Annotated in this window: 12 protein-coding genes; 7 read left to right on the top strand and 5 right to left on the bottom strand. The window is 70.8% G+C overall.

From position 1 onward, the window contains the following. Positions 1-14 precede the first annotated feature (14 nt). Entirely contained in the window at positions 15-476 is a 462-nt protein-coding gene (locus tag ABZ463_RS00320; protein WP_352009112.1) for a carboxymuconolactone decarboxylase family protein, read from the top strand. Next, positions 473-796 (top strand): hypothetical protein, encoded by a 324-nt coding sequence (locus ABZ463_RS00315; protein WP_362771612.1) that lies wholly within the window; start codon positions 473-475, stop codon positions 794-796. Before ABZ463_RS00320 ends, ABZ463_RS00315 begins: the two co-directional genes overlap by 4 nt. A 225-nt stretch (positions 797-1,021) precedes the next feature. Here the strand turns inward: ABZ463_RS00315 and ABZ463_RS00310 are convergent, their stop codons facing one another. Next, a complete protein-coding gene (locus tag ABZ463_RS00310) occupies positions 1,022-1,276 on the bottom strand; it encodes a Smr/MutS family protein (protein WP_271219377.1) in 255 nt (84 codons plus the stop codon). Between the two features lie 269 nt (positions 1,277-1,545). Here ABZ463_RS00310 and ABZ463_RS00305 point away from each other — a divergent pair, with 269 nt between their 5' ends. Beyond that, a complete protein-coding gene (locus ABZ463_RS00305) occupies positions 1,546-4,890 on the top strand; it encodes a S8 family serine peptidase (RefSeq protein ID WP_362771609.1) in 3,345 nt (1,114 codons plus the stop codon). Positions 4,891-4,932: 42 nt separating this feature from the next. Here ABZ463_RS00305 and ABZ463_RS00300 read toward each other — a convergent pair whose 3' ends face one another. Beyond that, on the bottom strand, positions 4,933-5,361 hold the full coding sequence (locus ABZ463_RS00300) for a CBS domain-containing protein (protein WP_352009109.1): 429 nt from the start codon (positions 5,359-5,361) through the stop codon (positions 4,933-4,935). Between the two features lie 176 nt (positions 5,362-5,537). Between ABZ463_RS00300 and ABZ463_RS00295 the strand changes: the two genes are divergently transcribed. Further along, entirely contained in the window at positions 5,538-6,956 is a 1,419-nt protein-coding gene (locus ABZ463_RS00295) for an aminopeptidase P family protein (protein ID WP_362771607.1), read from the top strand. 47 nt (positions 6,957-7,003) lie between these two features. After that, positions 7,004-7,681 carry a 4'-phosphopantetheinyl transferase superfamily protein gene (locus ABZ463_RS00290; RefSeq protein WP_352009107.1) on the top strand — a complete coding sequence of 226 codons (678 nt, stop codon included), beginning with the start codon at positions 7,004-7,006 and terminating at the stop codon, positions 7,679-7,681. On the opposite strand, the gene ABZ463_RS00285 is transcribed toward ABZ463_RS00290, so the two are convergent. Then, positions 7,598-8,563 (bottom strand): cation diffusion facilitator family transporter, encoded by a 966-nt coding sequence (locus ABZ463_RS00285; protein ID WP_352009106.1) that lies wholly within the window; start codon positions 8,561-8,563, stop codon positions 7,598-7,600. The two genes, ABZ463_RS00290 and ABZ463_RS00285, sit on opposite strands and share 84 nt — an antisense overlap. 128 nt (positions 8,564-8,691) lie before the next feature. Between ABZ463_RS00285 and ABZ463_RS00280 the strand changes: the two genes are divergently transcribed. Next, complete coding sequence (locus ABZ463_RS00280) at positions 8,692-9,210, top strand: nitroreductase family protein (RefSeq protein WP_362771604.1); 519 nt, start codon at positions 8,692-8,694, stop codon at positions 9,208-9,210. Positions 9,211-9,225: 15 nt separating this feature from the next. Further along, on the top strand, positions 9,226-9,780 hold the full coding sequence (locus tag ABZ463_RS00275) for a MarR family transcriptional regulator (RefSeq protein WP_352009104.1): 555 nt from the start codon (positions 9,226-9,228) through the stop codon (positions 9,778-9,780). A 43-nt stretch (positions 9,781-9,823) separates the two neighbouring features. Here ABZ463_RS00275 and der read toward each other — a convergent pair whose 3' ends face one another. Beyond that, positions 9,824-11,248, bottom strand: coding sequence for a ribosome biogenesis GTPase Der (gene der, locus ABZ463_RS00270; protein WP_352009103.1), 1,425 nt, complete (start codon positions 11,246-11,248; stop codon positions 9,824-9,826). After that, positions 11,245-11,880 carry a (d)CMP kinase gene (cmk, locus tag ABZ463_RS00265; protein ID WP_352009465.1) on the bottom strand — a complete coding sequence of 212 codons (636 nt, stop codon included), beginning with the start codon at positions 11,878-11,880 and terminating at the stop codon, positions 11,245-11,247. The genes der and cmk overlap by 4 nt, the downstream gene beginning before the upstream one ends. Positions 11,881-11,935: the final 55 nt, after the last annotated feature.

The following is an 11,935-nucleotide window of genomic DNA, read 5'->3' as shown; positions in this document are numbered from 1 at the left end:
CTAGGTTAGTGCGCATGACGGACACCGCGCCCCGCCTCAACTTCGCCGCCGCCGCCCCGAAGGCGTTCAGATCCCTGATCGGCTTCGACGCCGCCGCCCGCGACGGCCTCGACCCCGCCCTGGCCGAGCTGATCCAGATCCGTTCCTCCCAGCTCAACGGCTGCGCCTACTGCCTGCACATGCACGTCACCGACGCCCGCAAGGCCGGTGAGGACGACCTTCGTCTCCACATGATCGGGGTCTGGCGCGAGGCGAAGCACTTCTTCTCCTCCAGGGAACAGGCCGCGCTGGCCCTGACCGAAGCGGTCACCCTGATCGCCGACGCCGGCGTCCCCGACGAGGTCTACGCCGAAGCCGCCGCCCGGTTCGAAGAGGCCGAGTTGGCCCACGTGCTCGCCGTCATCCTCACCGTCAACACCTGGAACCGCGTCGCCGTCACCACCGCCAAGATCGCCGGAACGGACGAGCGCCGATGACGATCGACGCCTCCATCCGGATCCGCATCGCGCGCCCCTTCCTCGACCTGGCCGCCCCCGTCGGCCAGGCCCTGCTCGACCGGCTCCTGTCCGCGGAGGCGTCCGTGTTCCCGCCCACAGCCCCTACTGGGACGCCCACGGCGTCACCCTCGCCGACCCTGACGGCTACCGCCTCGTCCTCAGCACCCGCTCCTGGAGCCCCGGCACGGTCTCACAACGGTGAGTCCTTCCCGTCCTCGGGTGGTCCGCGCGCCTCCGTGACTCTGGAGGACGGCGACGGCCTCGCAGAGGTGACCGGTCTTGCCGGGGCCGCGGCGTAGCTTGAGAATCCTCCAGCTCTTCAGCCGGGCGTCCGCGTGTTCGCCGAGTCCGCGTAGGCGGGCACGGCGATGCCTGCCGGAGAAGTACGGCCGGTCGGCGGCGATCCGGCCGATGTGGTCAGGTGCCGTCCGGCCCGAGGTGGCGCAGGCCGTCCTGCCTGGCCCGGCGCAGCGCCCGGCCAGGCTTGGGTGAGCGCGCCGAAGGCGGCGTCACAGCCGGCGGGTCTACTTGTGCCTGAAGTAGACGAACAGGCGGCCGTGGTTCTTGGAGTCCTTGTCGATGCGGTGGTAGAGGGCCTTGATCTCCTTCTGTTCGAGGAAACGCAGGACCTTCTTCTTGAGCTGACCTGACCCCTTGCCGGGGATGATCTCGACCTCGGTCGCCCGCTTCCTGATGGCCTCGTCGATGACGTCCCGCAGTGCCCGGTCGATCTCGCCGCCGCGGTTGAAGATCGGGTGGAGGTCCAGCTTCAGTTTCACGGTTCCAGCCTCTCATCGCACGTGCTCGCGGACGAGCCCACCCGGGACCGGGCCAGCTATCTCGATGATTGCCGAAATTTCCGTATCTAGGCAAACAAAGGGGCTCTAGCTAGGCTCCCATTCATGATCAGCCGCCCATATCGGGCGGCCGTTCCCTCGTCACCCAGCGGGGAGAGCCGAGGCCTCCTCAACCGCGCCCGGACGCGGCGGGTGACCGGGCGCCTCCTTGCGGTGTGACACGCTCACGCGTCCCCCAAGGAGGTCCCCAGTTGTCAAGCACGTCCCCCTCGCCACGGACCCGGCGCCTGGTCGCGGCCGTCGCGGGCGCCGGGCTCGTCGCGATCATGATCCCGCCGGCTCACGCGGACCCGGCTCCCTCTCCTCCCGGCCGGGGGAAGTGGACGGTGACCCCGCTGACCGGCGGCGAGCCGATGCAGGGCGCCAGGTCCGAGACCGGCAGGATCGCCAGGAGCGACCAGGCGCTGCTGCGCTCCACCTCCGACGCGACCGTCAACGTGATGGTCAAACTCGACTACGACTCCTACGCCGCCTACCGGGGCGGGCTCGACGGCCTGCCCGCGACGAGCCCCGCCGAGACGGGAAGGGCCCTCGACGTCCGCGGCGCCGAGGCCAGGAGGTACACCGGGCACATCGAGCGGGTCGAGGACGACTTCCTGACCGCGCTGGCCAGGGAGGTCCCCGGTGCCAAGGCCGGACAGCGGCTGCGGACCGTCTACGGCGGGATCGCGCTGCGCATCCCGGCCAGTAAGGCGGCCCTGGTCGCCCGGCTCCCCGGGGTCACCGCCGTGCAGGAGGACAAACCGGAGCAACTCCTGACCGACTCGAGCGCCTCCTTCATCGGGGCGCCCACGGTCTACGGCAGGCTCGGCGGCGCCTCCTCCTCGGGCAAGGGCGTCGTCGTCGGCGTCCTCGACTCCGGCGCCTGGCCGGAACACCCCCAGTTCGCCGACCCCGGCACGCTGCCCGCGGTGCCCCCTACCAAGGACGGGACTCCGCGTGCCTGCGCCTTCGGCGACAACCCGCTGACCCCGCGGACCGACCCGTTCACCTGCAACCGCAAGCTGATCGGCGGTGCGCCCTTCCTGGAGACCTACAACTCCGCCTATCCGGGGGAGACGTACCCGGACAGTGCCCGTGACTCGAACGGCCACGGCACGCACACCGCGACCACCGCCGCGGGCGGCCCGGTCTCCGGCGCCACCCTGCTCGGTGTCGACAGGGGCCCGCTGCACGGCGTCGCCCCCGCCGCGCACGTGTCGGTCTACAAGGTCTGCGGGCAGCAGGGCTGCTTCCCCTCCGACGCCGCGCAGGCCGTCGGCCGGGCGATCCTCGACGGCGTCCAGGTGATCAACTACTCCGTCTCGGGCGGCGCCTCCCCCTACAGCGACCCGGTCGAACTGGCCTTCCTCGACGCCTACGCGGCGGGAGTGTTCGTCGCGGCCTCCGCGGGCAACACGGGGCCGAAGGCGGGAACCGTCAACCACACAGGCCCGTGGGTGACCACGGTCGCGGCCTCGACGCAGAGCCGTACGTTCCAGTCGGCGATCACGCTGGCGGGCGCGGGCGGGGCGAGCGCGACGCTGAAGGGCCTGTCCGTCACGACGGGTGTCGCCTCCCCGCTGCCGGTGGTGCTCGCCTCCGCGGCGCCGTACTCGAACGCCTCCTGCTCGGCGCCCGCGCCCGCGGGCCTGTTCACCGGGAAGATCGTCGCCTGTGACAGCGCGGGCGACCGGATTCTCAAGGGCCACAACGTACGGCAGGGCGGCGCCGCGGGCCTGATCGTCTACGACGCCAGGCCGCTCGACCCGATGGCCGACAACCACTGGCTCCCGGCGATCCACCTCGGCAAGCCGGAGGCCGACGCGATGCTGGCCTTCCTGTCCGCGAACCCGGGGGTGACCGCGACGTTCACCCAGGGCGCCAAGGCCGCCGCGCAGGGTGACGTGATGACCTCCTTCTCCTCGCGCGGCCCCGCCGGCGACTTCCTCAAGCCCGACGTCGGCGCGCCCGGCCTGCACATCCTGGCCGGGCAGACGCCGGTCCTGGAAAGCCCGTCCGGCGGCCCGCCCGGCAACCTGTACCAGGTCATGTCGGGCTCCTCGATGGCGGCGCCGCACGTGGCGGGCGCGGCGGCCCTGCTGTTCGCGCTGCACCCGGACTGGACGCCGGGGCAGGTCAAGTCGGCCCTGGTGACCACGGCGAAGACCACGGTCACCAAGCAGGACCGCCTCACCCCGGCCGACCCCTTCGACGTCGGCGGCGGCCGTGTCGACCTGACCAGGGCGGGCGATCCCGGCCTGACCCTGAGTGAGAGCGCGCGGAACTTCGCCGCCTCGGCGGCCGACGAGCTGAACCGCGTCGACCTGAACCTGCCCTCGGTGAACGCCCCGGTCATGCCGGGTGTCCTCACGGTCAGGCGGACGGTCACCAACGTCACGAACAGGACCCTCCTCTACCGGGCCACCGGCACGACGGTGAGCGGGGCGAGCGTCACGGTGCTGCCGCCGATCCTCAGCGTCGGTCCGGGCAGGAGCGCGAAGATCAGCGTCGTGATCGCCGCGCCCGAGCTGCCGGACGGGCAGTACTTCGGCCGGGTGGACCTCAAGGAGATCGGCGGCAGCCGTGACCTGCACCTTCCCGTGGCGTTCCTCCGCAGGCAGGGGGCGGTCCCGGTCGAGCAGAACTGCGCTCCCTCGGTGATCCGGCGCGGCACCGAGGAGGCGACCTGCACGGTCACCGTGCGCAACGACACCTTCGACAAGACCGAGGTGACGGCGGTCAGCACGCTGGACGGCAGGCTCAGGCTGAACGGCGTGACCGGCGCCGTCAAGATCGGCTCGCAGCTGGCCACGACCAAGGCGACCCTGGCCCCCAGGCAGCCCGACAGGCCGGACGTCGTGCCCGGCACCGGGCCCGCGCCGTACCTCCCGCTGGACGCCTTCGGAGTCAAGCCGACGCCGATCGGCGACGAGCAGGCGCTGAACTTCACCGTCCCGGCGTTCACCTACGCGGGCAGGACCTACACCAGGATCGGCGTCGTCTCCAACGGCTACACGGTCGCGGGCGGCACCTCGGATCCGGCCGACATCAGTCCCGTCCCGCAGTCACTGCCCGACCCGGCGGCGCCGAACAACGTGATCGCCCCCTACTGGACCGATCTGGACGGCACCGACGCGCCCGGCGTCTACGTCGGCACGCTGGCCGACGGCCCCAGCAAGTGGCTGGTGATCGAATGGCGGCTCAAGGTCCGCGGCACCCCGGACACCAAGGTGTTCCAGCAGTGGGTCGGGCTCAACGGCACCGAGGACATCACCTACACCTACGATCCGGACAGACCGCCCGGCGCCCCGTCCGGGGACCTGGGCCTGACCGTGGGCGCGGAGAACGCCGACGGTACGGCGGGCGGCCGGATCTCGGGGCCGCCCACCGGGGACCTGCGGGTCACCAGTGTGCCCGGGGCCCCGGGCGGGAGCCTGACCTACACGTTGAAGGTCAGGGGGGTCAGCCCGGGAACCGGGACGGTGACGACGGGAACCTCGACACCGCAGGTCAAGGGCCTGACCGTCGAGACCGGCAAGGTGATCGTGCGATAGCGGTCCGGGTGGGGTCCGCACCGGGACCCCACCCGGAGAGGGTCAGCGGTGGAGGTAGTCGACGAGGTGGGCCCGCTCGGTCTCCAGCGTCTCGATGGAGCTCTTGACCACGTCGCCGATGCTGACGATCCCGGTGAGCCGCCCGTCGGTGACCACCGGGACGTGCCGGATGCGGTGTGTCGTCATGGTCTGGCGCAGGTCGTCGGCGTTGGCGTCCGGCGAGCAGGTACGGACCTCGGTGGTCATGATGGAGGAGACCGGGGCTCCCAGCACGCCGGGCCCGTGCTCGTGCAGCCGCCGTACGATGTCACGCTCGGACACGATGCCGACGATCGAGAAACCGTCCTCGGACACCACCGCGGCGCCGATGTTGTGCTCGGCGAGCAGCCCGAGCAGGTCTGTTACCGTCGCGTCGGGGCGGACGGTCGTCACCACGGAGCCCTTGGCCTGCAGAATCTTCCCAATCAGCATGGAAACCACCTCGGTTCGGCGTGGCTGGGGTATCCCTGGGTTTTGCCCTGGCCGGGTGCGCCCTAAGCATGAGCAGGGCGGCCCCTGCGACCGTTATGTCACACATGGTGGTGGGATGCGCGTCCCGCCTCAGATTAGTAACGTGTGAAATACCACAATCTCACCACGGGGAAACGATGACCGACAAGCTCAACACCGGCAGCCACGACCTACCGGTCTCCGAGGCCCTCGCCGCGTTCATGGGCACGGGCTGGGCCGACACCCACCGGGACGACCTGGCCGCGCTGCCGCAGGCCGCCTACACCGCCAAGCGCCGTGCCGCACTGGCCGCGCGCTTCCCGGGCGAGCGGCTGGTCATCCCGTCCGGCACGCTCAAGGTCCGCAGCAACGACACCGACTACCGGTTCAGGGCGCACAGCGCCTTCGCCTACCTGACCGGGGACCAGGAGCCGGACGACGTCCTGGTCGTCGAGCCCTCGGGGACCGCGACCCTGTTCCTGCGTCCTCGTTCGCCGCGCTCGGCACCGGGACGGGCCGGGCAGGAGTTCTACCGCGACCGCCGCTACGGCGAGTTCTGGGTCGGCAGGCGCCCCGACCTGGCGGAGGCCGAGTCGCTCTACCTGATCGACTGCGCGCCGATCGATCGCCTCGGCGAAGCGCTCACCGGGCCCGCCAGGGTGCTGCGCGGGGTCGACGCCTCCGTCGACGCCCTGGTCTCCCCGCACGAGGGCGACGCGGAGCTTGAGACGTTCCTGTCCGAGATGCGGCTGATCAAGGACGAGTGGGAGGTCGCCGAGCTCCAGTTCTCCGTCGAGGCGACCGTCCGCGGCTTCGAGGACGTGGTCAGGGCGCTCCCCCAGGCGATGCGGCACCGGCGCGGCGAGCGCTACCTGGAGGGGGTCTTCGGGCTCCGCTCCCGTCTCGAAGGCAACGCCGTCGGCTACGACAGCATCGTGGCCTCCGGCGCGCACGCGTGCGTCCTGCACTGGATCCGCAACGACGGCGCCCTGAACGGCGACGACCTGCTCCTGCTGGACGCCGGCGTCGAGACCGACTCCCTCTACACCGCCGACATCACCAGGACCCTGCCGCTCTCCGGCCGTTTCAGCCCGGTCCAGCGGCAGGTCTACGAGCTGGTCCTGCAGGCGCAGGACGCGGCGATCTCCACCCTGCGCCCCGGCGCCAGGTTCCGTGACTTCCACATGGCGGCCATGCGGGTCATCGCCGAGGGGCTGCACGACTGGGGAGTGCTGAAGATCGGCGCCGACGAGGCCCTGGAACCCGGCAGCGGCCTGTACCGCCGCTACACGCTGTGCAGCAGCGGCCACATGCTCGGTATCGATCTGCACGACTGCGCCAAGGCCCGTGCCGAGACCTACCTGGACGGCGTGCTCGCGGAGGGGCAGGTGCTCACCGTCGAACCCGGCCTCTACCTCCAGCCCGACGACCTGACCCTTCCTCCCGAACTGCGCGGCATCGGCGTGCGCATCGAGGACGACCTCGTCATCACCGCCGACGGCGCCCGCCTGATGTCCTCCGGGCTGCCCCGCCGCCCGGACGAGATCGAGGAGTGGATGGCCGGGCTCCTCTCCTGACCCAGGCACCCACGACCCGCCGCCCGGACGGGCCCTAGTCTGGGCGGATGCCTGATTGCCTGGTGCTGGCCGGTCCGACCGACGAGATCTACTCCCCCGCCGCGCTGGACCTGCTCACCGAGGTGGAGCGGGAGCGGGCGGCGCGCTTCCTCAAGGAGGCCCACCGCCGCGACTTCGTGGCCGCCCACCTCCTGGTACGGCGCTGCGCCGCCCGGGTGACCGGAGTGCCCGAGGAGGAGCTGACGCTGCTGCAGCACTGCGACCGCTGTGGCCCGGGGCACGGCAGGCCGTCCCTGGCGGAGTTCCCCGAGCTCGGCGTCAGCCTCTCCCACACCGGGGGGTACGTGTGCGCGGCGGCGGGCCCGGGGCGGATCGGCGTCGACGCCGAGCGGGTGCCCGGGGGCCCGTTTGAGGAGTCCCTGGCGGCACAGGCGCTGTCCCCCGCAGAAAGGGCCCTGGTCGCCGACAACGAGTCGCTGATCCGTCTGTGGGTCCGCAAGGAGGCCCTCATCAAGCGCGGGGAACTCGCCCTCGACGGCCTGCGCTCGGCCGACCTGTCCGCGCTTCCCCTCGACGGCGCCGGGGACGGACGGCGGCGCCTGGAGTGGGAGGGCAGGCACCTGCTGGAGTGGCGCACCGCCTCAGGCGTCGCGGTCAGCGTCGTCACCGACCGCCCGGCCACGTTTGGCCTGTTCCCCGGGAGTCGGGTCGAGGAAGACCTGTGAGATGGCCGGGAAGCGTTCGGCGAGCGTGCGCTCGACCCGGTCCGCGGCGCGTTCGAGCGCGCCCGCCGTGCTCTCGTCGACGAAGTCCACCCGGGCGGCGACCATGATCTCATCGGGGCCCAGCATCATGGTCAGCAGCTCGACCACCGCCTCGACCTCGGGCATCGCGAGCAGTTCGGCCCTGATCTCCCGCTCGACCCGTGCCGGTGCCGACTGGCCGATCAGCAGGGAGGCGTTGGCGCGGATGAGGTTGAGCGCCACGCCCAGGAGCAGCAGGCCGATCACCACGGAGGCGGCGCCGTCCCACAGGGAGGATCCGGTCACCTGGTAGCCGAGCAGTCCGGCCGCGGCGATCAGCAGGCCGACCAGCGCGGCGGCGTCCTCGAAGACGACGGCCTTGAGCGCGGTGTCCGGGGTCCTGGCGACGTAGCGCCCCGGGCTGACCCGCAGTCTCCTGGCCTGCCCGCGCACCTGCGACAGGGCCTTGAGGAGGGAGATCCCCTCGACGACGAAGGCGATCGCCAGGACCAGGTAGGAGAGCCTCAGGTCGGCCAGTTCCTCGCCGTGGGCGATCTCGTGCACGCCATGGGTGATCGAGAACCCGGCTCCGCCGATGAGGGTGGCGAAGGCGGCCATGAGCGCCCAGAAGAAGCCCGCCATGCCGTACCCGAAGGGGTGGCGGGCGTCCGCGGGGCGTCCGGCCCTGCGCACCGCGATGAACAGCAGGACCTCGGTGACCGTGTCCGCGGCCGAGTGCGCGGCCTCGGACAGCATCGCCGAGGAGCCGCTGACCAGTCCCGCCACCAGCTTGGCCACGGCGATGGCGAGGTTGGCCAGCCCCGCGACGATCACCGTGCCGAGGCTCTCCTGCTTGTCCTCCACCCTTCGCCTCCTCCCCGCCGTCCGGTCGTGACGCACGTCTCCTGCCCACCGTGGAATAGTTGAATCTTCACCTATGTTGACGGCAGAGAACGCTAGAAACCGTGCATATAACCCACAAGGGGTGAAACATGTCGCTCGTGCTCTCTCCCGAGGCCCAGGACCTGCTCTTCCGTGAGGCCCGTACGGCCAACACCTTCACCACGGAACCGGTGAGCGACGAACAGGTGCGAGCGATCTACGACCTGGTCAAGTACGCCCCCACCGCGATGAACCAGCAGCCGCTGCGAGTCGTCCTGGTGCGCTCGCCGCAGGCCCGGGAACGCCTGGTCCGCCTGATGGCGCCGGGCAACCAGGCCAAGACCGCGGCCGCCCCGCTGGTCGCCATCCTCGCCGCCGACGAGGCGCTGCGCTCCCGCACCGCGACGTTCAACGCGGCGCTGCAGGTCGGCTACTTCATCCTGGGCGTACGCGCGGCGGGTCTCGCCGCGGGCCCGATGGCGGGCTACGACGCCGCCGGCGTCGACAAGGAGTTCCTCGACGAGGCCCACACCGTGCTGGCGGTCGTCAACATCGGCAGGCCCGGCCCTGACGCCTGGTTCGACCGCCTTCCCCGCCTGACCTACGAGGAGGTCGTAACCACCGTCTGAGGTAAGTTCTGCTCTATGAGCCAGGAGCGATCACGGCACGGCGGGCGAAACGGCCAACCCGTGGCGGCCTCCAGCACGACGAGCGAGGAACGGGTGATAGCAGCAGTGAACGACGAGGAGCCCCGCTGGCTCTCCACGATGGAGCAGCGGGCCTGGCGTGCTCATCTGGCCGCGCACAAACTACTTGAGCACCGCCTCGATCGTGACCTGCAGACCTTCGGGCTTTCGGTGAACGACTACGAGATCCTGGTCAACCTCTCGGAGAGCCCGGGCCACCGGATGCGCATGAGCGACCTCGCCGACGCCACGATCCAGTCCCGCAGCCGCCTGTCCCACCAGATCTCCCGGATGGAGGCAGCCGGACTGGTCGCCAGGGAGACCTGCGTCGACGACAGGCGCGGCACCTTCGCGGTGCTCACCGAGCACGGCTGGGCCACGATCCAGCAGGTCGCCCCGCATCACGTGGCCAGCGTACGGCAGCACTTCATCGACCTGCTGACCGACGACCAGCTGCGGGAGCTCGAAGCCGCCTACAGCCCGGTCGTGACCCACCTCAAGAGCCTGCGCTGAGTCCGTTCACCGGGTACGGCGCGCGCCGTACCCGGTGAACGGGTCACTTCTTCTTCTGGCCCTGCCGCTTCTCTCTGATCTTCATCGTGACCTCGATCGGGGAGCCCGCGAAGCCGAACTCCTCACGGATCCTGCGCTCGATGAACCGGCGGTAGGTCTCCTCAAGGAAGCCTGAGGTGAACAGCACGAACCTGGGCGGCTCGGTCGTCGCCTGGGTGGCGAAGAGGATCTTGGGCTGCTTGCCGCCCCTGACGGGGGGCGGGGTCGCCGCGACCAGCTCGGTGAGGAAGGCGTTGAGGCGGGCGGTCGGCACCCGGGTCGACCAGGACTCCAGCGCCTTCTCCAGAGCGGGGACGAGCCTGTCCACGTGCCAGCCGGTCTTGGCGGAGATGTTGACCCGCAGCGCCCACGGAACGCGGACGAGCTGACGGTCGATCTCCTTCTCCAGGTAGTAGCGGCGGTCCTCGTCGAGCAGGTCCCACTTGTTGAACGCCACGACCATGGCCCGCCCCGACTCGATCACCAGGGAGATGATCCGCAGGTCCTGCTCGGTCAGCGTCTCACTGGCGTCGATGAGCACGACCGCGATCTCGGAGCGCTCCAGGGCCGACCTGGTGCGCATGCTGGCGTAGAAGTCGGCGCCCTTCAGCTCGCGGTCACGCCTGCGGATGCCCGCGGTGTCCACGAAACGCCAGGTCTTGCCGCCCAGCTGGATCAGCTCGTCGACCGGATCGCGGGTGGTGCCCGCCATCGGGTCGACCAGGACGCGCTCCTCCCCCGCCAGCTTGTTCAGCAGCGAGGACTTGCCCACGTTCGGCTTGCCGAGCAGGGCCACCCTGCGCGGTCCCCGCTCCTCGCCGAAGCGCTGCGGCGGCGTCTCGGGCAGGCTGTCGAGGACCACGTCGAGCAGGTCACCGCTCGACCGGCCGTGCAGAGCCGAGACCGGGTGGGGCTCGCCCAGGCCGAGGGACCACAGCCCGGCGGCCTCAAGCTCCATCTGCTGGTTGTCGACCTTGTTCGCGGCGAGGATCACCGGCTTGCCCGAGGAGCGCAGCACGTGCCCGACGATCTCGTCGGCGTCGGTCACGCCGACCGTCGCGTCGACCACGAACAGGATCACGTCGGCCAGCTCCGCGGCCACCTGCGCCTGCTCGGCGATCCTCAGCGCCATACCGGTCGCGTCCGGGTCCCAGCCTCCGGTGTCGACGACCGTGAAGCGCCGTCCACGCCAGGTGGCGTCGTAGGTGACCCGGTCCCGGGTCACGCCCGGTACGTCCTCAACGACCGCCTCACGGCGGCCGATGATCCGGTTGACCAGCGTGGACTTGCCCACATTGGGGCGCCCGACCACGGCGACGACCGGCTGAGGACCGGCGTCCTGCCAGTCCTCCTCTGAGCCTTCCCCGGTACCTGAATCGACCGGCCCCGCGTCGATCCAGCCGCTGTCTTCTTCGAATTCCCCTGTCACGTCTTTTCCTTAATCAAACGCAGGATCTCGGCGACGACCTCGTCGAGGTTGAGCGCCGTTGTGTCGAGTTCTACGGCGTCGGCCGCCATCGCGAGCGGGTCCGCCTTGCGTGTGGAGTCCAGGGTGTCGCGCCTGGCCATCGCGGCCTTCTGCGCCTGCACCGTGGTGCCCGCCAGCTCCGCCGTACGGCGCAGCGCCCTGGCGTCGGCGCTCGCGGTCAGATAGATCTTGACCGGGGCGTCCGGGACGACGACCGTGCCGATGTCGCGGCCCTCGACGACGATGCCACCCTCGCCGATGATCTCACGCTGCTCGGCCACCAGCCTGCGCCGCACCTCGGGCACCGCGCTGACCGCGGAGACGGCCGCGGTGACCTCGGCGGTGCGGATGGGAGCCGCCACATCGGCGCCGTCCACGGCGACCGAGGGGGCGTCCGGGTCGGTGCCGAGCGTCAGCACCGGGCCGAGCGCCCTGGCGGCGATCGCCTCCTGGTCGGAGAGATCGACGCCCTGCTGGAGCATCCACCATGTGATCGCCCGGTACATCGCCCCGGTGTCGAGATAACGCAGCCCGAGCGCCCGCGCGACCCCGCGCGACGCGCTCGACTTGCCCGACCCCGAAGGACCGTCCATCGCGACGACCAGTCCGGTCACGACGCCTCTCCCTTGCAGCCCGCTTCAGTTGTCC

Source organism: Streptosporangium sp. NPDC020145, assembly GCF_040631275.1.
Classification (GTDB): Bacteria; Actinomycetota; Actinomycetes; order Streptosporangiales; family Streptosporangiaceae; genus Streptosporangium.
This window is presented reverse-complemented; position numbering and strand designations above follow the sequence as displayed.

Excerpts from the sequence above, each read along its gene's own strand:
- ABZ463_RS00320 (WP_352009112.1), top strand. The coding sequence starts at position 15 with ATGACGGACACCGCGCCCCGCCTCAACTTCGCCGCCGCCGCCCCGAAG.
- ABZ463_RS00315 (WP_362771612.1), top strand. The coding sequence starts at position 473 with ATGACGATCGACGCCTCCATCCGGATCCGCATCGCGCGCCCCTTCCTC.
- ABZ463_RS00300 (WP_352009109.1), bottom strand. The coding sequence starts at position 5,361 with ATGCTGATTGGGAAGATTCTGCAGGCCAAGGGCTCCGTGGTGACGACC.
- ABZ463_RS00295 (WP_362771607.1), top strand. The coding sequence starts at position 5,538 with ATGACCGACAAGCTCAACACCGGCAGCCACGACCTACCGGTCTCCGAG.
- ABZ463_RS00290 (WP_352009107.1), top strand. The coding sequence starts at position 7,004 with ATGCCTGATTGCCTGGTGCTGGCCGGTCCGACCGACGAGATCTACTCC.
- ABZ463_RS00280 (WP_362771604.1), top strand. The coding sequence starts at position 8,692 with ATGTCGCTCGTGCTCTCTCCCGAGGCCCAGGACCTGCTCTTCCGTGAG.
- ABZ463_RS00275 (WP_352009104.1), top strand. The coding sequence starts at position 9,226 with ATGAGCCAGGAGCGATCACGGCACGGCGGGCGAAACGGCCAACCCGTG.
- cmk (WP_352009465.1), bottom strand. The coding sequence starts at position 11,880 with ATGGACGGTCCTTCGGGGTCGGGCAAGTCGAGCGCGTCGCGCGGGGTC.